This is a genomic window from Labrenzia sp. 5N (assembly GCF_012395805.1).
Lineage (GTDB): Bacteria > Pseudomonadota > Alphaproteobacteria > Rhizobiales > Stappiaceae > Roseibium > Roseibium algicola.
Genome location: NZ_JAAZTM010000002.1, coordinates 290,995 through 315,119, shown reverse-complemented (window position 1 = coordinate 315,119; position 24,125 = coordinate 290,995). Strand labels below are relative to the sequence as shown.

The 24,125-nt window shown below is 59.5% G+C and carries 20 protein-coding genes; 4 read left to right on the top strand and 16 right to left on the bottom strand.

Features of this window, described 5'->3' with window-relative positions; genetic code table 11:
* Positions 1–213 precede the first annotated feature (213 nt).
* Positions 214–1,398, top strand: coding sequence for a DUF3095 domain-containing protein (locus tag HEP89_RS02220; RefSeq protein WP_209014388.1), 1,185 nt, complete (start codon positions 214–216; stop codon positions 1,396–1,398).
* Here the strand turns inward: HEP89_RS02220 and HEP89_RS02215 are convergent.
* A complete protein-coding gene (locus tag HEP89_RS02215; RefSeq protein ID WP_168691250.1) occupies positions 1,389–3,662 on the bottom strand; it encodes a bifunctional diguanylate cyclase/phosphodiesterase in 2,274 nt (757 codons plus the stop codon). The genes HEP89_RS02220 and HEP89_RS02215 overlap by 10 nt on opposite strands.
* Before the next feature lie 312 nt (positions 3,663–3,974).
* Here HEP89_RS02215 and aroC point away from each other — a divergent pair, with 312 nt between their 5' ends.
* The gene (gene aroC, locus HEP89_RS02210) at positions 3,975–5,060 is read left to right on the top strand and encodes a chorismate synthase (RefSeq protein ID WP_168691249.1); all 1,086 of its coding nucleotides are present in this window, start codon (positions 3,975–3,977) and stop codon (positions 5,058–5,060) included.
* 140 nt (positions 5,061–5,200) lie between these two features.
* The gene (gene yghX / locus HEP89_RS02205; RefSeq protein WP_031269684.1) at positions 5,201–6,088 is read left to right on the top strand and encodes a YghX family hydrolase; all 888 of its coding nucleotides are present in this window, start codon (positions 5,201–5,203) and stop codon (positions 6,086–6,088) included.
* 133 nt (positions 6,089–6,221) lie between these two features.
* On the opposite strand, the gene HEP89_RS02200 is transcribed toward yghX, so the two are convergent.
* From HEP89_RS02200 to HEP89_RS02135, 15 genes are all read right to left on the bottom strand, one after another.
* Positions 6,222–6,776 (bottom strand): hypothetical protein, encoded by a 555-nt coding sequence (locus HEP89_RS02200; protein ID WP_023001869.1) that lies wholly within the window; start codon positions 6,774–6,776, stop codon positions 6,222–6,224.
* 23 nt (positions 6,777–6,799) lie between these two features.
* A complete protein-coding gene (ribB, locus tag HEP89_RS02195) occupies positions 6,800–8,119 on the bottom strand; it encodes a 3,4-dihydroxy-2-butanone-4-phosphate synthase (protein ID WP_031269683.1) in 1,320 nt (439 codons plus the stop codon).
* Between the two features lie 71 nt (positions 8,120–8,190).
* Positions 8,191–9,300, bottom strand: a complete 1,110-nt coding sequence (locus HEP89_RS02190; protein WP_168691248.1) for a class I SAM-dependent methyltransferase — start codon at positions 9,298–9,300, stop codon at positions 8,191–8,193.
* Between the two features lie 14 nt (positions 9,301–9,314).
* Positions 9,315–10,547: a class I SAM-dependent RNA methyltransferase gene (locus HEP89_RS02185; protein WP_168691247.1), complete on the bottom strand. Its 1,233-nt coding sequence runs from the start codon at positions 10,545–10,547 to the stop codon at positions 9,315–9,317.
* A gap of 127 nt (positions 10,548–10,674) precedes the next feature.
* Positions 10,675–11,415: a TlyA family RNA methyltransferase gene (locus HEP89_RS02180; protein ID WP_168691246.1), complete on the bottom strand. Its 741-nt coding sequence runs from the start codon at positions 11,413–11,415 to the stop codon at positions 10,675–10,677.
* A 7-nt stretch (positions 11,416–11,422) separates the two neighbouring features.
* Positions 11,423–11,551, bottom strand: coding sequence for a hypothetical protein (locus HEP89_RS29795; RefSeq protein WP_286201017.1), 129 nt, complete (start codon positions 11,549–11,551; stop codon positions 11,423–11,425).
* Positions 11,552–11,584: 33 nt separating this feature from the next.
* Positions 11,585–12,211, bottom strand: a complete 627-nt coding sequence (locus HEP89_RS02175; protein WP_168691245.1) for an SCO family protein — start codon at positions 12,209–12,211, stop codon at positions 11,585–11,587.
* Positions 12,212–12,335: 124 nt separating this feature from the next.
* Positions 12,336–12,854 carry a copper chaperone PCu(A)C gene (locus HEP89_RS02170; RefSeq protein ID WP_023001863.1) on the bottom strand — a complete coding sequence of 173 codons (519 nt, stop codon included), beginning with the start codon at positions 12,852–12,854 and terminating at the stop codon, positions 12,336–12,338.
* 38 nt (positions 12,855–12,892) lie between these two features.
* On the bottom strand, positions 12,893–13,285 hold the full coding sequence (locus tag HEP89_RS02165; RefSeq protein WP_168691244.1) for a hypothetical protein: 393 nt from the start codon (positions 13,283–13,285) through the stop codon (positions 12,893–12,895).
* A gap of 92 nt (positions 13,286–13,377) precedes the next feature.
* A complete protein-coding gene (locus HEP89_RS02160) occupies positions 13,378–14,775 on the bottom strand; it encodes an MFS transporter (RefSeq protein ID WP_062490101.1) in 1,398 nt (465 codons plus the stop codon).
* Positions 14,776–15,000: 225 nt separating this feature from the next.
* Entirely contained in the window at positions 15,001–16,962 is a 1,962-nt protein-coding gene (gene dxs, locus HEP89_RS02155; protein ID WP_051990211.1) for a 1-deoxy-D-xylulose-5-phosphate synthase, read from the bottom strand.
* Between the two features lie 346 nt (positions 16,963–17,308).
* Positions 17,309–18,436 (bottom strand): hypothetical protein, encoded by a 1,128-nt coding sequence (locus tag HEP89_RS02150; RefSeq protein ID WP_168691242.1) that lies wholly within the window; start codon positions 18,434–18,436, stop codon positions 17,309–17,311.
* 490 nt (positions 18,437–18,926) lie between these two features.
* A complete protein-coding gene (locus HEP89_RS02145) occupies positions 18,927–19,175 on the bottom strand; it encodes an exodeoxyribonuclease VII small subunit (RefSeq protein WP_062490096.1) in 249 nt (82 codons plus the stop codon).
* A gap of 139 nt (positions 19,176–19,314) precedes the next feature.
* A complete protein-coding gene (locus HEP89_RS02140) occupies positions 19,315–20,244 on the bottom strand; it encodes a histone deacetylase family protein (RefSeq protein WP_197923124.1) in 930 nt (309 codons plus the stop codon).
* 773 nt (positions 20,245–21,017) lie between these two features.
* The gene (locus HEP89_RS02135) at positions 21,018–22,013 is read right to left on the bottom strand and encodes an L-threonylcarbamoyladenylate synthase (protein ID WP_168691241.1); all 996 of its coding nucleotides are present in this window, start codon (positions 22,011–22,013) and stop codon (positions 21,018–21,020) included.
* A 314-nt stretch (positions 22,014–22,327) separates the two neighbouring features.
* Here HEP89_RS02135 and HEP89_RS02130 point away from each other — a divergent pair, with 314 nt between their 5' ends.
* On the top strand, positions 22,328–24,109 hold the full coding sequence (locus HEP89_RS02130; protein WP_168691240.1) for an acyl-CoA dehydrogenase: 1,782 nt from the start codon (positions 22,328–22,330) through the stop codon (positions 24,107–24,109).
* The last annotated feature ends 16 nt before the right edge of the window (positions 24,110–24,125 follow it).

Sequence of the window (24,125 nt, the reverse complement as noted above, 5' to 3'; positions counted from 1 at the left end):
TTCGGTTTCCTCTGGTACAACGTGCCATGAGCGTTTGCTGTTCGAAATGTACGCATGTGAAGGCCGCTTTACGTGTGACCTTGGGCACTGCAAAGGAACCCCCGACCATCCGTGCCTCGGGCTTGTTCAGTGACGGTGATCGGGCGAAGCAGCTGCGGCGTAGATGTTTACAGCGATTGCAAGGGAACCTGGAGACAATCCGGGTCAGGTGCCGTGTCCGCCAATGAATTTTATAGCGAACTGCCAAGCTTTTCAGATTTCAGCACGGTCGGGGATCTGGCCGATTACCGGCCGGTGCCGGACGACTGGTACGTTCTTGCTGCCGACATAGTTCGCTCCAGCGATGCGGTCGCACAGGGCCGGTACAAGGAAGTCAACATGGTTGGCGCCGCGGTGATCGCCGCGGTGTTGAACCGGATCGGCAGCGACCGTGTACCGTTTGTCTTCGGTGGAGACGGCGCGATGCTGGTCGTGTCCGAACACGATGTCGTGGCAGCCAGCGACGCGCTGGCCGGTGTTGTCGGTCTGGCACGCCAGGTCATGGAGCTGGAGCTGCGCGCCGCTGCGATTCCGGTCGCTCATCTGCGGGATCTTGGGGGCGACGTCCGCGTGCGCAAGTACCAGCTCAGCCCGGGCAATCACCTGGCCATGATCCTGGGGGATGGCCTGGCCGTCGCGGACAATATTCTGAAAGATCCGGAAAAAGCGCAGCCGTTTGAGATCTCTCTCCCCGATGCCGCGTTACCACCGCTCGATGGGCTTTCCTGCAGATGGGAACCGCTTCCTTCACGAAATGGACACATCGTTTCCCTGATCGTCAAGCCGACCGGACGTATTCCAATGCAGGATGTCCTGCGGGGGCTGGCCGATAAACTCGGCTATGATCCCTCGAGGGATGACAGCCGGATGAGACTTGCGGACAAGACGCGTCTTCGTTTTCGCTTTCCACCAACCGGTACGCGTCATGAGGTGCGCCTGGGATCACCGGGAAAAGACTTCCGCGGATGGGCAAAGGCGTTGCTGGAGGCGATGGTCTTCGTCATCAGCTATCACACGGGCTGGCGCATCGGCCCTTTTGACCCGAAACGATACTTTCCCGAACTTGGCCTCAACACTGACCATCGCAAGGTCGGCGACAGCCTGCAGCTCGTGCTGGATCTGACACCGGAGCAGTTTGCAGGGGTCGAAGACTATCTGAAAGCTGGCTACGCCGCCGGGGATCTGGTGTTCGGGCTGCATGTGTCCACGTCCGCCCTGATGACCTGCTTTGTCGAGGATATCGGCAAAAGCCGGCATATCCATTTCGTCGACGGGGCTGACGGCGGGTTTTCTCTGGCAGCTGCCGAATTCAAGAAACGGCAGGCGAACATGGTGCCGAAGGCGGTCGGTCAGGCCTGACTGCGCAGCGGGCCGTGTCGTTCCAGGGCGGGCATCGGGTGTGCAAAATTCTGTTTCAGGATCATCATCGCAAGGTCGCTGTCGGGAACGGCCTTTGATATGAGGAACCCCTGGATGACGTCGCAACCGTGGCGTTTCAGCCAGTCACGCTCGGCTTCGGTTTCCACACCTTCGGCAAGGACACTGATGTCGAGGCTCTTGGCAAGATTGATCAGCGCACTGGTGAATTTCTGCAGGGCGGGATCGGCATCGACGCCGGAAATGAAGCTCCTGTCGATCTTGACCCGGTCAACCTTCAGATCGCGCAGGCTCGAAATGCTTGAATGGCCGGTTCCAAAGTCGTCCAGTTCGATGAAGAACCCCAGTTCCGACAGGCGGGCGATATTCTGCTTGATGGGGGTGGCCGTGATTTCGTCGATCATCACCGCTTCCAGGATTTCCAGGCTGACATCTGCAGGCTGAAGTCCCAGGTCAAGCACCTGCCTGTGGAGCGCATCCACCGCCTTGGCGCTTGTCAGCAGACTGGCGGTCACGTTCAGGCCCAGATGTATGGCTGGCCTTGTCTTGCCGCTCAGGCTGGCGGCAAATTTCAGCGCCCGGCTGCGCACGGCCTCCTCGATCTCCTCCAGATACCCGACTTCCATTGCGGCGGGCAGGAAAGAGCCTGGATACCGGATCTCGTCGTCATCAATCCACCGGGCGAGGGCTTCTGCACCCACAACTTCGCCCGTGTGAATATTCACCTGCGGTTGGAACCAGGCAACGATATTGCCGTTCTTGAGCGCATTCTGCAGCTCTTTGGCAATCTCGTCGCTTTCCTCGAAGGCAGCGCGCATTGCAGGGGTGAAGCGATCGAACTTGCGCGGCCCCTTTTGCTTGGCCGCTCTCAGGGCCAGAGCCGCATCGGTCAGCAAATGATCGAAGACCTGCTCGCCCGGACTGCTGATGAAAATGCCCGCATTCGCCTCGATCGCCGATCTGTTGTTGCCGATGATCCGGTCGGTCGCAATCTCCTGGAGAAGTGTGAAAGCCAGTTGCTCGAACTGCGCCGCCTTCTTGAGGCGCGGACGCAGAAACAGGAACTCCGTTCCGCCTGTCCGGCACAGGAAGTCTTCCGGTTCCGCGTGCTGGGTCAGCTGTTCGGCCACCTGGCGCAGAAGTGAATCGCCGTTGTGGTCCCCGAACCGGTCGTTCACCTTCTTGAACTGGCGCAGGTCTATCAGGATTGCGCCCGTGCGCGTTCTCGGCTCTGCCGGTGGCAGGTTGCGTATCGTATTCAGAAGGGCGCGGCGGTTCGGCAGTCCGGTCAGGGGGTCGTGAAATCCGAGATTTTCGAATTCCTGCTGCGTCCGGTCGGCAAGTGCGCGCGACAGGGCGATGGCAATTGCAAAGGCCGCTACAATGACCAGTCCGCCGACAAGACCGGCCAGGGCAACAGCAAACAGCGTCTCTGACCGCTGCCTCTGCAGGTCCATCAGGAGATAATCGACGGTGGATTGCCAAAGGTCGAAAGCGGCACTGACCAGAGCTGGCTGCATCTCCACCACAGGCTGGGCGATGACATCCGCCCCCTTTGAGGCTGTGATAGTAGAAGAGAGCAGTTTCGAGCCTGCGGTCTGAAAGGCGACGTTCGTTGTCCGGAAGGCTCTCGCCTGTTTTTGCAAGAGATCGGCTTGCTCACCGGTCAGGTCGTTAAAGTAATCAACCGTGTCCCGCGATGCCCCGTCGGCGGCAATCTTGTACTGGCCTCCCTGCACGGGGATCAGCATCTTGTCCCAGACATTGATCTCGCCCCGGCTGGAAATGCTTTTCGCATTGCTTGCCATGATCGCGGATTCGATCACGACGGTCGGCATGGTGTCGGTGATCAGATGCGGAAGTTTTGCGGTCTCGAAAGATGAAGTCGAACTCAGCCTGGTGACCTGGGAGATCATCGAGGCGAGGATACGGGCCTGCCGAAGCGCGAGCGGAATGTTGCCTTCGTTCAGGAAGGTGTCGAGCGGCTGAACGAGGTCGGCGGAAAGCTCATCTCCCCCGAGTGTTTCCAGGCGTTCGCGCAGTTGGACCGGCGTCTCCCTGATCTTGCCGGTGAGCGCTTTTTCCTGCATCAGCGGCCCGAGTGCCTCGATCAGGTGCAGCCCGGCCAGGCTGTGGTCGATCGAGTTGACCTTCTCGAATTTATTATGAAACCAGAGTGAGGCAAAGAGCAGGCTGGGTGCCAGCAGAAATACGATCAGTCCAGTCAGCCAGCCCCTGATCCGCAACGTTTTGCCTCTTGGTGTTTATTAGATCCCAACGTGTAATAACGGTAGAGGTTTAAGGATTAGCAAATCAAGGGTCGAATTTTTGCGAACGGTTCGCGCGATTTCCTAGGTCGTTAATTCAAGACATCGTGAAACGCGTACCAAGGACGCCAGCTTCCATTCGAAATCTACTTGCCTTTAATTTTGACAAGGGTGGTGGACGAATGGACTTGCCAAAAATACCTGTATTCCCGGCTGCGGGCTTGAGCTTGCGGGCGCGATGGCGTATCGCTCGGCGCCTGACAGTTCAATTGCAAGCCTCGGTCACCGTTCATGTCGCATAACAGTTTTGGTCATCTTTTCCGGGTCACCACCTGGGGCGAAAGCCACGGTCCCGCTATCGGTTGCGTGGTGGACGGCTGCCCGCCGCTCATTCCCCTGACGGAGACCGATATTCAGGGCTTCATGAACAAGCGCAAGCCGGGCCAGTCCCGCTTCACCACGCAGCGGCGCGAGCCGGATGAAGTGAAGATCCTGTCCGGCGTCATGGTTGACGAGGACGGTATCCAGAAAACGACCGGGACGCCGATTTCACTGTTTGTCGAAAACACCGACCAGCGCTCCAAGGACTATTCGGAGATCAAGGACCGGTTCCGTCCCGGCCACGCCGACTTCACCTATGACGCCAAATATGGCATCCGCGACTATCGTGGCGGTGGACGATCCTCGGCGCGCGAAACTGCCATGCGCGTTGCCGCCGGGGCCGTCGCACGCAAGGTATTGCAGGGCGTAACCGTTCGCGGCGCTTTGGTGCAGGTTGGGCCGCACAAGATCGACCGGGCCAACTGGGACTGGGCGGAAGTCGACAACAACGCCTTCTTTTCTCCGGACGCAAAGGCCGCCGCATTCTGGGCAGACTATCTGGACGGTATCCGCAAGGCCGGGTCTTCCGTCGGTGCCGTCATCGAAGTCGTTGCTGAAGGTGTCCCCGCCGGTTGGGGCGCGCCGATCTACGGCAAGCTGGACACGGATCTTGCTGCTGCGATGATGTCGATCAATGCGGTCAAGGGGGTCGAGGTCGGCAACGGGTTCGATGCCGCAAGCCTGACCGGTGAAGACAATGCAGACGAGATCCGCCTTGATGATGTCGGCCGGCCCGTCTTCCTGAGCAACAATTCCGGCGGTGTTCTGGGCGGGATCTCCAACGGCGATCCCTTGGTTGTCCGGTTCGCGGTCAAGCCGACGTCATCGATCCTCACCGAGCGCAAGTCCATCACCAGCAAGGGTGAAGAGGTCAACGTCATGACGAAGGGCCGGCATGACCCTTGCGTCGGCATCCGCGCGGTGCCGGTCGGCGAAGCGATGATGGCTTGCGTTCTGGCGGACCATTTCCTGCGTCATCGCGGCCAGATCGGCTGACGGGCAACTTCGCAGCGTTACAACTCGTTACAATTCCGGAAGGCAAGGGCCATGGACCTTGCCCGTCATCTCTCTAGTTTTATCTCCAGCATGACGTCTCATGCATTTCAGGGAGTAATGACATGAATGAAATGACGCCTGTGCGCCGTATGACGGCAAAGGATTTTCCTCAGGAGCTTCTGGATCTTTATGATTTCTACGCGCATGGAAAGATTACCAAGCGCGAGTTCATGAACGGGGCAGCAAAATTCGCGGTTGGTGGACTGACGGCGGCCATGCTGCTGGATCAGCTGTCGCCCAATTATGCGCTGGCACAACAGGTTGCTCCCGATGATGCGGGGATCGTCACCGAACGCATCACCTACCCGTCACCAAACGGCCATGGCGAGGTCAACGGTTATCTGGTGAAGCCCGCAGGTGCGACCGGCAAGCTGCCGGCGGTGCTGGTCGTGCATGAGAACCGCGGTCTCAATCCTTATATCGAGGATGTCGCGCGCCGCCTCGGCAAGGCCGGGTTCATGGCGCTGGCGCCGGACGGACTGACATCGGTCGGCGGTTATCCGGGCAGCGACGATCAGGGCCGCGAATTGCAGCGTACGGTCGATGGCACCAAGCTGATGAACGATTTCTTCGCCGGTTTCGAGTATCTCCTCAACAGTGACGACAGCACCGGCAAGGTTGGGGCGGTTGGTTTCTGCTACGGCGGCGGTGTGGTCAATGCAATTGCGGTCGCCTATCCGGAGCTTGCCGCGGGCGTGCCTTTCTATGGACGTCAGCCGGATCCTGCAGATGTCTCCAAGATCGAAGCGCCCCTGATGCTGCAATATGCCGAGCTGGACGAGCGTATCAATGCGGGCTGGCCGGCGTATGAGGAAGCTCTGAAGGCCAACGGCAAGACCTACGTGGCGCATATGTACCCGGGCGTGAACCACGGCTTCCATAACGATACAACACCGCGCTACGACGAAGAGGCTGCAAAGCTCGCAGAGCAGAGAACCGTCGACTTCTTCAAGGAAAACCTGATGTAGGGTTGCCTGGGTCTGCTCGTCTCATTTCATCCTGGTTCCGGCTTTGCCCGGCCAGGATGATCACGATGAGCAGGCTTGGTTTGGTCGTCTTCCAATAAATTGCGGCCCGGCTTGGTGCCGGGGCCGCGATATCTCAGACAAACTTGAAGGCGCGGATGCGGCTCAGGATTTCTTCCGGGTCGGCTGCAAGCGTGTGAAGGTTGATCGCAATCAGCTCCCGGCCATGCTCGCGCGGCGTGCGCTTCCAGTTGCGCATCATGAACTTTTTCCAGACCGGAAAGGTCTGTGCCTTGGTGACGGCGTCATCCAGTGAACGGGTCAGGAGGACGTCCAGCCGGACCAGCTCGATGTTGCGGACGGACGTCCGTTTGACGTCCGTCATCCGGATTGCGGCCCAGTCGATGAAACCGATGCGTTCCACATAAAGCCCGTCTTCGTTGGCGCCGAGCTGTGGCTTGCCTTTTTCGATCATCGGATAGTGCCAGAAGGCAATTGCGAGCGGGGCGAGGGCGGCGAGGGCCAGCAAGGGAAGATTGCCGACAATCCCGATCACGGCGAACAGAATGCCGAGGATGAGGCTGCCGTAGACAATGCTTTCGCTCTGACTGCGGTTAAAGCCGACGGTGAAGGGCACCGGTGTCGGCTTCACGTTTTCCTCTTGTTTGACTGCCTCTTTCTTCGCCGCCATGAATGGCCCCTTCCGAAGGATCCTCAGGTGTCGAGGATCTCTGTTTCGTCAATCTTGATGTCGAAGCCTTCCAGCCCAACGTAATGACGCTCACGGGAGGCCAGCAGGCGAATTGAACTGACGCCCAGGTCCTTCAGGATCTGTGCACCAAGCCCGACCTCACGCCATTGTTCCTGTCTAGCTTGTGCGGAGCTGTGTTCCTCGGAATCAGCGGCTTCAAAGTCGGATCTCGGCCGCTTGGACTGACGGGCAACGCCCACCGACCCTTCGCGGAGATAGACGATGACACCCCGACCGCGATCCGCAAAGTGTTTCATGATCTGGTCGAGTGGCTGGACGTCTCCGAAGACATCATCGAGCACGGATTCCAGTTGCAGGCGCACCGGCACGCTGCGGCCGTCCAGAATGTCGCCGTAGACGATGGCCAGATGGTGCATCGGGTCATACGGGGTGGAATAGGTGGTGGCATAGGCCGGGCCGAAAACCGTGTCGACGGGCTGTTCGTTGACCCGTTCCACCAGTTTCTCGGTACGCTGGCGCCAGGCGATCAGGTCCGAAACGGAAACCATCTTCAGGTCGTGTTCGGCTGCAAACTCGGCAACCTGCTGGCCGCGTTTCACGGTGCCATCGTCGTTCACCAGCTCACTGATGACGCCAACCTGCTCCAGTCCGGCGAGACGGCACAGGTCGACGGCAGCTTCCGTATGGCCGGAGCGGATCATGACACCGCCTTCCTTGGCCACCAGCGGGAAGATGTGCCCGGGGCGGACGAAGTCATCAGCGCCGACATTGGGGTTTGCAAGTGCGCGTACGGTAGAGCAGCGCTCTTCGGCCGAAATGCCGGTGGTCAGACCCTGGCGGTAGTCCACGGAAATGGTGAAGGCGGTCGCAAGCGGAGCATCATTTTCGGCAACCATAGGGTCAAGACGCAGGCGCCGTGCATGGGCAACCGTCATCGGCGCACAGATGATGCCTGAGGTGTGACGCACCATAAAGGCCATCTGTTCCGGCGTGACCTTGGCGGCGGCAACAATCAGATCGCCTTCGTTCTCGCGGTCGTCATCGTCAGTCACGACCACCATTTCTCCACGTTCGAATGCGCGGATTGCTTCTGCGACACGGGCCTGGGACACGGGATGCTCCTTGGTTGTAGACAGTCCGAGAAAGTCGTTGGGGGTTACGGCGCCATTGGTGGCAATGGCGATCTTGCGGGCCATATCCCGCGAGACCCAGACATTGGGGTCATTGCATAGGGCGGTTACGGAGGCAGGCGACAGGTTGGCGCGGCGCGCAAAGGCGCTGCGGCTTTCCCCTGTCTGCAAGAGCCATAGATCCAATCTCATGGCGTTCGATATACGCCTGATTGTTTTCAGTCTCAAGAGAAGGAATGAGATTTTTCAGTAATACTGAAAGATCAGTCGCTTTTGATAAACTCCGCGACGCGGGAGACAAAGGCAGGCACCATCCAGCTCTCTTCGAGCCCTGCCGCCTTGGCGATACCCGTCAGGTCTTCGCTGAGATAAGAGGTAAAATAGGGCTCGTGGAAAAGCTGCGGAAAGACCGACAGAAGGCCGTCATATTCCGGCACGTCTCCGGTTTGCAGGCTGTCGACGAAAAGGAAGGAGCCGCCGGGTTTCAGAACGCGTGCGACCTCCGAGATGACCTGACGCCGGATTTTCGGCGGCAGTTCATGGAACAGGAAGACGCAGGATACGACGTCGAGAGAATTGTCCGCAAACGGCAGGGTTTCGGCCAGGCCGCAAATATAGCCGGCACGGCGCGACGGCAGGCGCTCACGGGCAACGTTCAGATAGGGTTCCGACAGATCGAGCCCCGTGCCCTTGAGGCGCGGAAATGCGGCCAGGGCGGGCCGCAAGAGACCGCCGGTGCCGCAGGCGATATCAAGATACGAAACGTGGCGTTGGTCCTTGCGGCGCAAGATCCTGGCGAAGGGTACCAGGGCCCGTCGACGCATGGCGGCAGTGGCACCTGAAAAAAGCACATCCACCTGGAAGTCATAGAGCCTGGCACTCTCCTCCGACAGCCAGCCATCGGTCTGAAAATGAAAGTTCTGCCGGTAATAGCGCGGCAGTGCTGCGGCAAACCCCTCGGTGGAATTGATCTCCTGATGTGCACCGCTTGCGCGACGGCGTGCCACCTCCGGCACGTCCTTGAAGAAGGCACGGCTGGTCGCGATCAGCTCGCCCGGCGTCATGGTGCCATCGGAAGGCAGCGGATAAATCCCGTCCTCGACGGACTTCAGATCATCCGCAAACAGCTTGACGATGTCCGACAGCATGCGCCGCTGGCTCGGCACCGGGCCGGTCGGCACCACCTTCGGCGTTTCCGGAAGCTGTTTCTGGAGATCCCGGTTCATCCGCCGCATGGCTTCGGAATGAAGGGTGTAGAGCGCGACCCGGCTGCCCTGGTAAAGCGCATAGCGCGTTCGCCGGGCAAGGCTCAGGAGCGGCGGCAGGCTGCGGGTTCCTTTGACAGGTCCGAATTCCTCATCCGCCGCGCTCATGGCTCACTCCCCGATCAAGGTCTGGTCAACACCGCCACTGCTTCAATATGGGGCGAATAGTGGAACTGGTCCACCGGTGTGACGCTTTGCAGCACGTAACCGCCGTCGAGCAGGATGCGCAGATCCCGGGCAAGCGTCGCCGGATTGCAGGAGACGGCAACAATCGTCTTGACCTTGGATAGCGCCAGTTGCTCTGCCTGGGCTTGAGCGCCTGCGCGCGGCGGGTCGAAAACCACGGCGTCGTAAGGCTCCAGCTCTTCCTTCACCAGCGGCCTGCGTGACAGGTCTCGCCGTTCAAAGGTTACCTTCTTCAGGCCTTGGGGTTTGCGCAGGGCCTTGTCAAAGGCGGCCAGTGCCGCAGCATCGCCTTCGACCGCATGCACATTTGCCTGTCGGCCGAGCCTGAGCGCGAATGTGCCGACGCCGGAGAAGAGATCTGCAATTGTCTTGGCCTTGCCGACACCGTCAATTACCAGCTTGGAAAGCGCATGTTCCGCTGCCAGCGTCGCCTGGGCAAACCCGCCGGGCGCGGCAACAATGCCGATGCCGCCCATGTCGAGCAGCGGCGGGCGCAACTCCAGAATGACTTCACCGTTGACCGAAAGCCGCGCAAGGTTCTGATCGACGACCTTTTGCGACAGGGCTGGAATCTTGCGCTCGTACCCCTTGTCGGCCTTGTCGAGAGCCACATCCAGACCGGTGGTCGTTACCAGGACGGTCATCCGCAGTTCACCCTTTTTCGGAAGCACTTCCGAGGCAAGGGACTTGAGGCCGGGCAGCGCTTCAACGATGACCGGGTCGAGCACCGGGCATTCGGCGATATCGACCAGCCTGTGGCTGGCCTTTTCATGGTAACCGAGCAAGGTGTGGCGTCCGGCGCGGGTAGCCGTCAGTACAGCCCGGCGGCGACCTCCCATGGTCGCAGCTATCGTTCCGGAAACTTCGGTCTCGTTGCCACGGTCGCGCAAGGCCTTTTCGACCAGCCCGCTTTTCCAGACAAGGTATGGCTCTTCCGCAAGGTGCTGCACGGAACAGCCGCCGCAGGCGGAGTAATGACGGCATACGGGTTCGACCCGGTCCGGTGACGGCTTTTCGATCACAGGCTTTTGGGCGCGCCCGTCCAAGACTTTCGCCCGGACGATTTCCCCGGGCAGGGCCCCTGCCACGTAGATCGGCCCGGTCTCCGTCTCGGCAACGCCGTCGCCGCGGTGACCGAGCGTGGTGATTTCAATCTCTCTCTCGCTCATGGGCGAGCGATAACGCCAAGTAGGGGTTTGGGCAAGTCTTGATCATGGGACGTGCATTCCGCTCCCTTGATGGAAACAGGCTTTTACGCTTTCACCAGACGTCGAAGGAGATGAAAGGCGACAGCCCTCAGTCGGCTTTCTTTCCGTAGAGCAGCCATTCCGCATTGCCGTCACCACCCTTGACCGGCGAGGGGACGAGGTCGCCTGCATGCCAGCCGGGAATGGTGCCCAGCCATGCTTGCAGGGATTTTGCGGTCTCTTCGGCAATTGCCGGATCGACCAGACCGCCTTTGCCGATTTTGTCCTTGCCCGCCTCGAATTGCGGCTTCACCAGAAAGACGCCTTCAGCACCCGGTGCAGCCAGCGCAAGAGCGGGAGGAAGGGCAAGCTTTAGCGAGATGAAGCTGACATCCGAGACAAGCAGAGCCGGGGCGTCTCCTCCAAGGTCCTGTAAGGTCAGGTCCCGGGCGTTGAGGCCGTCGCGTGCGGCCACCTTCGGGTCTGACTTCAGACTGTCGTGCAACTGACCATGCCCGACATCGATGGCGTGAACCTTGTTGGCCCCACGTTCCAGCAGAACCTGGGTAAATCCGCCTGTGGACGCGCCGATATCGAGGCAGATCCGGCCTGCGGGGTCGACCGTGAACCGGTCGAGGCCTTCGATCAGCTTCAGCGCGGCCCGGCTGACATAACCGGAAGCGGGATCTTCAACCGTGATGCTGGCGTCCGCCGAAGTCTTCTGCGCCGGTTTGGTGCATAGATGACCATCGACGCTCACCGTTCCGCGCAGGATTGCGTCACGCGCCCGTGCGCGGCTCGGAAAGACACCCGTATCGACAAGATGCTGATCGAGGCGTTGTTTGGACATGCAGCCTTCAGAAGCAGCCGGCAATCGCCGAGATCAGGCGGTCGGCATAAACCCGCTCACCGGCGTACAGCCACAGAAACGCCGAAAGCGCGACGAGGCCCGCCGCGACGGCGGTCAGTCCCATGAACAGCGGCATGCGCATCGTGTCCGGCTTGCTCCAGCTATCGCCTCAGGAAGAGGCAGGCGCGTTGTCGATCAGCCTGCGCAGCTTCTTCAGGGCATTTTCCTCCGCCTCACCATAGGCAATGGTTCCGACGAACTTGTTGTCGGCGCTCATCAGGTAGACGGCAGCGGAATGGTCCATCGTATAGTCGCCATCGTCAAGTGGCACCTTCTTGGAATAGACCCGATACGCCTTCAGCATCGCATCGATCTGTTCCCGCGAACCGGTCAGCGGAACGATACGCTTGTCGAATGCCCAGACATAGTCACGCATGACTTCGGGCGTATCGCGTTCCGGATCCACAGTGACGAAAGCATAGTTGAGCTTGTCCGCATCCGGTCCGAGTTCGGCCATCCAGCCCTGAAGTTCGGAAAGCGTGGTCGGGCAGACGTCCGGACAGAAGGTGAAGCCGAAGAACATCACCGTCGGCTTGGTGGAGAAGGTCTCGTCGGTCACCGTTTCGCCGGTGCCGCTGACAAGTTCGAACGGGCCGCCAATGGCCGCAAGCGGCTCGATCAAGGCACCGGTGCCATTGTTGCCGGCAGTCTGCTGATAGACCAGAACACCGGACACGACAGCGAGCACGGCAACAGCAGCCCAGGCCACATACCGGAAGAGTTTCAAACCAGACATCGGTTTCGTCCTGCTTTGGCCAGAGCCTTCAGTGCCGGCTTCGAGACGGGCTGGCGGCTCTGACGCTTGAAAAAGAAATTGCCGGGCGTTGTCTCTTCATCGAGACAGCGCCCGCTGACGGGGCTCAGTTCTTGCCGTGATCCATCTTGCTATGGTCCATCGCACCATGCGCAGCTTCGCCATCAGGTGCCTTGGCGCCCATCTTGGCAACAGGAAGTTCAATGGCAACGTCCCCGGCCTTTTCAAAGGTCAGGACAACCGGAATACTGGTGCCTTCTTCGAAGGATTGGTTCAGGCCCATGAACATGATGTGGAAGCCACCCGGTTGAAGCGCAACCGTTTCGCCGGCCGGGATGTCGATGCCATTTTCCATCTTGCGCATTTTCATCACGCCGTCAGTGACTGCCATCTCGTGGATTTCCACCTTGGCGGCAACATCTGAACTGACCGCGACAAGGCGGTCTGTGTCGGTGCCGTTGTTGACGATCTCGACGAAACCGCCACCAGCCTTTGCTTTGGGCGGTGTCGCGCGGGTCCACGGTTGGGTCAGCGTCAGTTCACCAACCTTGTAGTCACTGGCAAGGGCGGACAGGGAGACAAGCGAAAGGGCGGCTGCAGCCGCAACGGATTTCCAGAGTTTCATAATGCTATTCCTTGAGGTCTGAGAAGTTGGATATTCTTTCAGATCAAGGAAGGGGGAGCCCTGATGGCAGTAGCTCGATAAGGAACGGCCAGAACAGCCTGTTGCCCTGCCGGAACACGTTCAGTGGCGGAAATCTCGGGTGACAGGTTCACAGGGGCGAAAGCACTCGCAAGGCAGGGCGCGATAGCGCAGCCATGAGCACAGACCGGGCCGCATTGGCAGGTCAGCGGGTTGTGTGGTCCAGGAAGACTTTGTTCCTGCCCGGAGGGCTGGCAGAGACTGGTAAGGCCCGCTGCAACAGCTGTGTCCGGCGTCAGCGCGCTGGCGAGAACCAGCAGAACAAGCCGCATTGCAAAGGCAAGGGTTGCCAGCGCCACCAGAGGGTGGCGCTCTTGCCTCAGCTGTTGCAGCTTTGTGATGCGCGCATTCATGCTAGCGGCTATAAGCCGGTTGCAATGCCGTGTCGAGGGGCGAAACCGCGCAGGTGCATGGGCTGACGCCTGTCACCCGCGGCGTGGCGGTGTCAGCTCTTTGGCGATGTCTTGTCTGCAGTCGCATCCGGCGCTTCTTCCGTTGCGGCGCCTTCAGCGGACGCGTTGTTTTCTTCTGCCTCTGCATCGGATGACGATTCGAAATTGTAGATGTCGTCTTCGTAGGCGGGGAAATCTTCAGGCGCGATGACGTATTCTTCTGCTGCTGCATCCAGCGGTTCAGCCGAGATAACCGAACCGACCTGTGCCGTGGAGGCGTATTCGAAGTCGGTCTTTTCTTCCGCTGTCGGTGCCTGACGGGTCAGGACGCGGGCAAGGATGAAGATCACCATCAGGATATTCGAACCGATGATCATGATGTAGAGCCCGGACGGGCCGGTGTTGCTCATGATCATCGAGGCGGCCAGCGGCCCGATGATCGATCCGATCCCGAACGACAGCAGCATGCCGGACGAAGTGGCGACAAAGTCTTCCGCTGCCGCGTGGTCGAAGGCGTGTGCAACCGCGATTGCATAAAGCGGTTGGACGACCATGCCCATGGCCACGGCGCTCAGTATGGCAACCGTGAAGTCCTTCGGCGAGAAGAACACGATAGCAGCCGAGACCGCAGCGGTTGCGATCCCCAGCCCTGCGATCACAAGACGCCGGTCAATGCGGTCGGACAAACGCCCAACCGGCCACTGTGCGATAAGCCCGCCGCCGACGATGGCTGCCGCATAAAAGGCGGCTTCCTTGGTCGAGAGGCCGATCTGGGACCCATAGAGCGAAGACAGCGTCAGCAGAGCTCCTTGCGAACTGCCGATAAACAGCACGCCGATGAAGGCGGCAGGGGAGTTCTTGTAGAGCTTGACGGGCTGGAACCGCACCAGCGTGATCGGCGCAGGTTGGGTCGAGGTGGTCAGCGATACGGGCATCACCGCAAGGGACACCATTACCGAGGCAATCGCGAAGGGGATGAAATCGGCAATATTCATCGATGCGATCGAGATCTGGCCCAGCATCAGGGCGCCGAACAGGATGACGATGTAGAACGACATCACCGTGCCGCGGTTCTCGTTGGACGCGCTTTCGTTGAGCCAGCTCTCGACGATCATGTAGAAGCCGGCAAGGCTGAAACCGGAGATCATGCGGATGATCATCCAGGCGTAGGGATCGATGAGCACGGGATGCAGGATTGCGGCGGCCGACATCAGCGAAACAAGTGCGGCAAAGGCACGAATGTGCCCGGCCCGCATGATCACCAGAGGCGCGCCGAGACAGCCAAGCACCATGCCGAAAAAATAGGCCGAAGAGACCAGACCGATTTCGAAGTCGGTGAAGTAAAACCGTTCGGCGGCCAGCGGCAGCAGTGTCGTCTGCAGACCGTGCCCGAATATGAGCAGGGCAACGGACAACAAGAGAGCGGACACGGAAAGAAGGGTCTGAGCCATGGCTGCATCCTGACGATGGATCGCCGCAGCTCCAACAGAAGCGTCGCGGCCGGTATCGTGCTCCAGAAATAAAACAAAAGCGCCGGATTGATCCGACGCGTCTGTTTCTTTCGACCAGCCTTTTCAGGTATGGCGGCCTGTGTCAATCAGGTTTGAAACCCGCTCCCCAATCGACTTTGTCCATTGCAGCATGTCGCGTGCTGGAGCCGGTAGCCTGAAGACCGGTCAGGCGCGTTGCGGCGCGCTGACGGAGGCCGTTCCGAGTGCGGTGAAGACGGTCTTCAGGATGCCGTCGCAGGTGAGGCCTGCCCGGGCATACATCAGGTCCGGCTTGTCGTGGTCGAGATAGGCATCCGGCAAGGCAAGGGCCCGCACTTTCAGTCCGTTGTCCAGCAAACCTTCCTCGGCAAGCCGGGTCAGCACATGGCTGCCGAAACCACCGGCGGAGCCTTCTTCGATCATCACGAGAACTTCATGCTCGCGGGCAAGACGGCGGATCATGTCCATGTCGAGCGGCTTTGCGAAGCGGGCATCTGCGACTGTGGTCGAAAGACCGGCCGCATCCAGTTCGTCCGCAGCCTTGAGGCATTCACTCATGCGGCCACCGAAGTTGAGAAGGGCAACCTTGGTGCCCTCCCTGCGGATGACCCCCTTGCCGATTTCAAGCACGCTGCCGCGTTCCGGCATCTCCAGGCCGACACCTTCGCCGCGCGGATAGCGGAAGGAGATCGGGCCTTCGTCATAGGCAACGGCAGTTGCCACCATGTGGCGCAGCTCCACTTCGTCCGAAGCCGCCATGACGACAAAGCCGGGAAGACAGGTCAGGAAAGCGGTGTCGAAAGCGCCGGCATGGGTCGGGCCATCCGCACCAACGAGGCCTGCACGGTCAATCGGGAAACGCACCGGCAGACCCTGGATCGCCACATCGTGGACAACCTGATCATAGGCGCGCTGCAGGAACGTGGAGTAAATCGCGCAGAAGGGCTTGAAGCCTTCGGTGGCAAGACCCGCAGCAAAAGTGACCGCGTGCTGTTCGGCGATACCAACGTCGAAGGTGCGTTTCGGATAGGCTTCGCCGAACAGATCAAGGCCTGTTCCGTCCGGCATGGCAGCTGTAATCGCGACCACCTTTTCGTCCGTTTCCGCTTCCTTGATCAAGGACGTCGCAAAGACGTTGGTGTAGCTGGGCGCATTGGCCTTCGGCTTGGACTGCTTGCCGGTGACAACATCAAACTTGGCAACGCCGTGATACTTGTCCTTCGCCCCTTCGGCAGGAGCATAACCCTTGCCCTTCTGCGTGACCGCATGGATCAGGATCGGGCCATGGTGGGTGTCGCGGACATTCTTCAGAACAGGCAGCAGGTGTTCCAGGTTATGACCGTCCACCGGACCGACATAATAGAAACCGAGTTCCTCGAACAGCGTGCCGCCCGTCCAGAACCCTCGGGCATATTCTTCAGCCCGAGCCGCTTTTTCGAACATGGGTTTGGGCAGGTTCTTCACCAGGTTCTTGGCCGCATCGCGCAAGGTCTGGTAGGTCGGGCCCGAAACGAGCCTGGCCAGATAGGCGGACATGGCGCCGACCGGCGGCGCAATGGACATGTCGTTGTCGTTCAGGATGACGATGAGGCGCGAGCCGAGATGGCCGGCGTTGTTCATCGCCTCGTAGGCCATGCCGGCGGACATGGCGCCGTCACCGATCACCGCTATGACGTTATTGTTTCCGCCTTTCAGATCCCGTCCGGCGGCCATGCCAAGGCCTGCCGAGATCGACGTCGAGGAATGGGCTGCACCAAACGGGTCAAAGTCGCTTTCGGCGCGTTTCGTGAAGCCGGACAGGCCATCGCCTTGGCGAAGCGTGCGAATGCGGTCGCGGCGTTCCGTCAGGATCTTGTGCGGATAGCACTGGTGGCCGACGTCCCAGATGAGCTTGTCTTCCGGCGTGTTGAACACGTAGTGCAGCGCGACAGTAAGTTCCACGACGCCAAGCCCGGCGCCCAAGTGTCCGCCAGTAATCGACACGGCGTCAATCGTTTCCGCACGCAACTCTTCGGCGAGCTGCTTGAGTTCGCTTTCATCGAGCAGGCGCAGATCGGCCGGGGACTTGACCTTGTCAAGAAGCGGGGTATCGAGCTTGGAAGTCACTCTGGAGATAGCTCCACGATTTGAAACATGGCGGGCAGGCATACACCAACCGGATATAGGGCGCAAATCGGGCAGGGGGTATGCGCCAAATTGGCCTCATGATTTCGGTCGAAAATTTACCACGTCTTCGCCCCAAAAGACTTAAGACGGTGTTTGGCAGAAACCGTGCAATTTTTAGTGAAAATACGCGCAATCACCCCTTTGGGTGATGCAAAAAAATCAGAACTGGCCTACGGATTGGGTGTGGTCGATGGGGCCACGTGCACAGTGATCAACTGGGAGTCGTAATCCACGGCTCCATTTTTTTGTGCGTTGGCCGCATTCCGGTTGCTGAAACAATAATGATAGCAAGTGGCTTCAACACAAAAATCTGCGTTCCTGAATACTTTCAAAACAGGCGGGCGATCCGGTGGACGAGCCGTGCGAGTTGAAGTTGTGTGTGCGCTCCGGTCTTTTCGTAGATCCGTCGCAGGTGTGTTTTTGCAGTGTTCTGCGTGATGCCGAGATCCTGGATCGTGGTGCTCAGTGCGCCGGTCATGGTCAGATGCCAGGCCAGACGTGCTTCGGAATGTGAAAGTTCGTAGTGATCCTGAAGGCAAATTTCGACCTCTTCCGGAGGGTCTTTTGATGTTGTCGTGCGGATCAAAAACAAAGGTTGTGCGCAGGCGTCCGGCGGCAGGCTCGGGCACGAAACGGTCTCCAGCGATACCCGGCAGACAAGCCCGCTCTCCGGTGCGGGGCAAAAAAGGACACTTGTCGGGTCTGCGATGCCGCCGTCTTCGTAAGTCGCCAGTTGTTCCTGAAGGGCAATCTCAAGGCGTCTGCTGTTGATCGCCAGCTGCCATTGCCGACGGACGGCGATATCCAGTTCGTTCAACCTTTCCAACCCTTCTGAAGTTTCGGCAAGTATCACCCGGTTGGCGTCGACAAGAACCGCAGCGCTCTCCTGTTCCAAAAGCATCAATTCCTGGAGCTGGTTTTCGAGCCGTTGTTTTTCCAGTTGGAAATGCAGATCGAGTGCGGGCAGCAGCGCACTGACGAGGGTGTGAAAGGTCGCGCTGGCCCGGTCCGCGTCAATCCTTTCGGTGCTGTATCCTCTGAAAAGGCAGCCAAACAGGACGGAAGAGTGTGCAGTGCGCCTGACTGGGGTAACCAGCCCGGGAGCATTTTTCAGCCAGTTGCCTGCCATATTCGCATCGCCGTGCGAAGTTTCCTGCGATCCGGTGGCGGGGGCGGATGCCGTCTGTCGATGGTTCGCCAGGGATGTCTTTGAATAGGGGTAGAGCGGGGCGGCTTCGGTGAGCAGGAACTCGAATGCGGAGTTGCCGCTCACCGTTTCAATGCGGCTAAAAAGGGTCGCGAGCTCTCTGGCCTGGTCTTCGCCGCCAAGGGACCTTAACGGTGTCCCGTCTCCATCGTATTCGGCAAGAAAGGTTCTGCAGTTCAGTTTGCCGTCGATGAAGTTCAGTACCGGATTCCAACCTTCAGATTGCAACGGACGCTTGAGCATCCGCATAAGTAGTTCTACGTGATCGCGTTGGCTGAGTGCCGGCATGCTCTGCTGCGTCTATTAATGATTACATTGTCAGGATTCTGTTTTGACAATATTTTTATCAACTTATCGAATAAATGGCAATAAAACCGGAGATAGTAACCTAGGGTACGGGTGATTGCCTGGTCGTTGAATAGTGGAGAAATTGTTGCGTCAGGGTCGTGATGGAACTCGAACTTACTTCAAAATGAATAAAGGTGAATGCTGGCTGGTGCTGGTAGATTGACCGCAGTCGACTTCATTGTCTCGGTAAAGGTGGCCGACACATCAACGAGGCGGCGCGCTCGCAAAGCCGGCGACATTCCGGTTGGCGATTGAGCAGCCGCAAGCCGGTCAAGACGATGAGGGATGACGTAAGCTAAAAGCGTCCGCCGGCTGAACAAGCCACGTATAAGGGGGCTGATCGCGATTTGACGGTATGCGTCTGGTCGGACTGGAAAATGACCTTGTCGGATTATTGCGGGTCGAGTGCTTCGGTGCCGCTGGCTTCGCCATTTTGACCCAGTTGGATCTTCTCGACCTTGGCTTCCGCCGATTTCAGGAGTGTGTCGCAATGTTTGCGCAGCGCATCACCGCGCTCGTACATGTCGATGCTTCGCTCCAGCGGCACGTTCCCTTGCTCGAGTTCCCGCACAATGGTTTCCAACTGCTTCAGCGCTTCTTCAAAGGAAAGGCTGGCAATATCGTTGGCAGCATCGGTCATCGGTCGGATCCCGTTTGTCTGGATGGCATCTGGTCTTGAGGGAAACTTGCGGTCTGAGGGCCGAAGGTCAAGGTTTCATTTGGGCCTTCAGACGGTCATCCCCGTGCTTTTCGGTCTTGCTGCGCCGAAGCGGGATCGCTTAACCCGTCATCAACGTCATGACATGGGCTGCGACCGATCGCGCCAGGCCCTCGAGATCGTATCCGCCTTCAAGGATGGAGATCAGGTGACCGTTGCTGTGGGCATCGGCAACGTCCATCAGCGCCCGCGTTGCCCAGGCAAAGTCGGCTTCGACCAGATTAAGGCCCCCAAGCGGGTCGCGCATGTGCGCATCGAAACCTGCGGAAACGATGACCAACTCCGGTGCGAAGTGATTGAGGCGAGGCAGCAACAGGACTTCGAACGCTTCCTTGAAGCCGGTTCCATCCTCCCCCGGGGCCAGAGGTGCATTCACGATCGTGTTGGCTTCTCCGGTCTCCGAGGCGGCCCCCGAGCCCGGATAGAGCGGCATCTGGTGGGTGGAGCAATACATTACCGTGGGATCGTCCCAGAAAATGTCCTGCGTGCCGTTGCCGTGGTGAACGTCGAAATCGACGATGGCCACCCGCTCCAGTCCGAACTTTGCCTGCGCATAACGCGCGGCGACCGCTGCATTGTTGAAAAAGCAGAAGCCCATGGCGCGGTCTTTTTCCGCGTGGTGGCCCGGCGGGCGTGAGGCGGAAAAGGCGTTGTTGACCTTTTTCGTCAAGACCTCGTCGACAGCACGGCATGCACCGCCAACGCCGCGAAGCGCTGCTTCCCAGGTGCCGGGCGACATGGTGGTGTCCGCATCAACCCGGGCTGTTCCTTCCGCCGGCGCCAGCCGGTGGATCTGGTCGACGTAGCTCATCGGGTGGGCGCGGGCGATGTCCTCAACGGTTCCCATGGGGGCAAGATCGCGTTCCACGGACTGGAATTTTTCGTGCTCCAGGATCCTGTCGATCGCCCGGATCCGGTCCGGTCGCTCCGGGTGCCCCACAGGTGTCAGGTGGTCGAGATAGGACGAATGATGCAGAAGCAAGGTAGACAAGGGGGCGTTTCCGGAAGGTGGATTGTTATCTTTTGTCGGCTCTGTATCAGAACGGTTGCCGGACAGGCTGTCAATTCCCGCATTGGAATAACGACTGCGGCAAAATTGGTGAGCCGCGGAAAGGAAAGCCGGGAGTTCGGGCGGGGCATTGAGCAAGTCAGATCGGACCCAACTCGAACCCCGATACCGGTTCCACCTCGGCTTGTCTCGCATCGAGGGAGGCGCATTGAGCGCGTTTGAGGCAAGTGACCTACATGAGGCAGCAGACTGGGCCAGTGTCGCACGCTTCCTGGTGTACCGGCTTCCGCTTCGGCTGGTCGGACTTGGGTCATGGAAAGGGAAGGTCAAAAAAAGGGGCCGGCTCTTTGCCGGCCCTTACCGAGGTGCGAGCACCGCAATGCCCGAGGGGAGGTCCGCTGCATCTCAAATCTGATTCTTAAACTACGTGATTCCAGTAAGGGAATGCGAGCTTTTTACCGTAATCCATTTGGGGCATGGTGTTGATAAGTTTGCAGTAGAGGGTCGTATCTCGATAGATATTGTATGATTTGCTTAACCAAAATCGAGTTGCGACGGCGACGGTTGCTTGTCCGTTAAAGCGGAAACTTGCGTCTCTTTTCGGTTAACTTAAGGCGATCCGGATTCAGCTTGAATTTTAGCGCCTGCTTCCGAGTTGCTGTTTTTTAAGGCCTTTTGTTTTGGTGCCGAAGAATGCGCCAAAACATTGCCGGATGAATTTAGCCGGCTCATTCCATCGCAAGTGTTGATCGGGGTCAGTCGCGCGGTGCTGCCGCACGGCGCAGCCGATCGTTGATCGCTTCGCCCAATCCAAAGCTGGGGATAAACTGCACCTTGATGACGCGGACACCCTTGGCGTCCAGAAATCGCATGGCGCGAAACAGATTTGCGGCAGCTTCAGCAAGGTCACCGGCCGGGCTCAGGTTGAATTCAGCCTGTGCACGATCTGCCCCTGGCAAACGATCAGCCCCGAAGGAGAGCAGTCCGTCTGCGGCGTTCACCTCGCTGGCGTTCAGTATCATCGCAGCGTCGGGGGCATAGTGAGACGTCAACATGCCGGGGGCCGCGGGAGCGTCCGGCCGCATGTCGGGGCTGGCGCCTTGCAGCGATTGGCCAAGTACGCGTTCGATGTCCTCGCGAGCAAGGCCGCCTGGCCGCAACAGGCGCGGTGTGCCGTCAACCAGGCCGACAATGGTGGATTCTATACCGACGGCACAAGCGCCCGCATCAATGACGAAGCTGAGCGAAGGGCCGAGATCGGCAACGACGTCCTCTGCGCGCGTCGGACTGATCTTGCCCGAGCGGTTTGCGCTTGGCGCGGCGAGAGGCCTGCCGGTCTTTTCTGCCAGAAATCGCATCACCGGACCGACCGGCACCCGAAGCGCAACAGTCTGAAGTCCGGCAGTGGCCAGATCGGAAATCGGGGAGGCCGGGCGTTTGGGAACGACCAGCGTCAAGGGGCCGGGCCAGAAGGCTTCAGCCAGTGCAAGTGCGCGTTCGTCGAAAACACCATGTTCCAGTGCTGCATCCAGCGTCTGGACGTGGGAGATGAGCGGATTGAACTGGGGCCTGCCCTTGGCGGCAAAAATCTTCGCACAAGCCGTGCCGTTGGTGGCATCGGCGGCAAGGCCATAAACGGTTTCGGTCGGCACCGCCACAAGGTCACCCGCCATCAGCGCAGCGCACACCGCATCTGCTTCAGGTGCTTCCTTCCAGTCAGGTGCCGCGATGTCGAGCGTCCAAGTCCGCATGTGCCTCACTCGCTTGCGTACCCGGCAGCCGAGAGCTGCCCGGATGTGCGAAGATTTCGGTTCCGACAGTGACGGTACAATGAGTTCCGGAAGGGCTCGAGCCGACCGGACATGTCATTTCCGCAATTGACCAAAAAGACGATGACCTGCCGCTGCGATACGGGTTGACGTTAACGTCAACGGGTCTATTGTCCTTTCAAACCGCTGTCGATAGCGCCTTTTGCGGAGTAGCCTTGCCGCCGTCAAGCTCGGAACAGCGAAAACCGCCATCCGGCGGCAAGAAACGAAAGCCAATTGGTTTTGGGAGGACCTGAATGTATCGCGCACCCGTCGATGAGATTGCCTTCACTCTGAAACATGTCTGCGGTCTGTCCGACTTGCAAAAGAGTGCCCGTCATGCCGAACTCGGCGACGATCTTGTCGATGCCATCCTGACCGAGGCGGGCCGGTTCGCCGCCGAGGAAATCGCGCCTCTCAATGCAGTTGCCGACAAACACGGCACACCGCTTGCCGATGGCAAGGTGTCTACTCCTCCGGGGTGGCGCGAAGCGTATCACGCATGGATCGAGGGAGGCTGGAACAGCCTGACTGCCGATCCGGAGTCCGGCGGCCAGGGCCTGCCGGTCATGATGTCGGCGGCGGCTCTGGAAATGTGGAACTCCGGTTCAATGGCATTCGCCATCGGACCGACCCTGACCATCGGCGCTATCGAGGCGATGGAAAAACACGCTTCGGAAGAGCTCAAGGAAAAATACCTGGAGAAGCTGGTTTCCGGCGAGTGGATGGGCACCATGAACCTGACCGAACCGCAGGCAGGTTCGGATCTGAACGCGCTCAAGGCAAAGGCCGAGCGTCGGGACGACGGCACCTACCGCATCTTCGGCCAGAAGATTTTCATTACCTATGGCGACCACGATCTTACCGACAACATCGTTCACATGGTGCTGGCACGCCTGCCGGATGCGCCCGCAGGCACCAAGGGCATTTCGCTGTTCCTTGTGCCGAAGTTCCTGGTCAACGACGACGGTTCCTTGGGCGAGCGCAACGACGTGAAAGTGGCCGGTGTCGAACACAAGATGGGCATTCACGGTTCGCCCACCTGCACCATGGTCTATGGCGACGAGGGCGGTGCCATCGGCTGGCTGGTCGGTGAGGAAAATCGCGGTCTGGCCTGCATGTTCACGATGATGAACAACGCTCGCCTTGCAGTCGGTATTCAGGGGCTTGGCGTGGCCGAGCGCGCCTATCAGCATGCGCTTGCCTACGCGCTGGAGCGCAAGCAGGGCAGGGCTCCCGGCGAGACCGGCGAAGGCATGAGCCCGATTGCCCGCCATCCGGATATCAAACGCATGCTGCTGGGCATGAAGGCGCGCACGCAGGTTGCCCGCGCCATCTGTTACGCCTGCGCCCACGCCATCGACATGTCGAAGATTGCTGAAGACGAAGCTGGTAAGACCTTCTGGAACGAGCGTGCAAGCCTGCTGACGCCGATCGCCAAGGCGCTGCCGACCGACTTCGGCGTCGAGGTTGCTTCACTGGGTATTCAGATACATGGCGGCATGGGCTTCATCGAGGAAACCGGCGCCGCACAACATCTGCGCGACGCCCGCATCGCCCCGATTTATGAAGGCACCAACGGAATCCAGTCCATCGACCTGGTCATGCGCAAGTTGCCGCTGTCCGGCGGTGAGCACATCAAGGGCTTTATCGCGGAACTGCAAACGGTGGCCGACGAGGTTGCTGCCTCCAACCGCCCGGAATTCGGTGCCGCCGCGGATCGGCTCTCGGCCAGTATCCGGGATCTCGAGGACGCAACGAGCTTCATGCTGAGCGCGCAGGCGGATGGCAGGGTCGGCGATGCTCTGGCCGGGGCGACACCCTATCTGCGGTTGGCCGGACTGACCCTGGGCGGCGCGTTGCTTGCCAAGGGGGCGCTTGCCTCGACAGGTGAACCGGCACAGCGGCTGTCAGAACGTACGCTGCTTGCCCGCAGTTTCTGTGAAACCACAATGGGGGAAACCGCCGGTTTGAAGTCGGATATTCTTCTGTCCGCCGAAGCCATTCAGGCGTTCGACGCCGAAGCCCTGGCGTCCTGAACCGCCTGATCGGAGT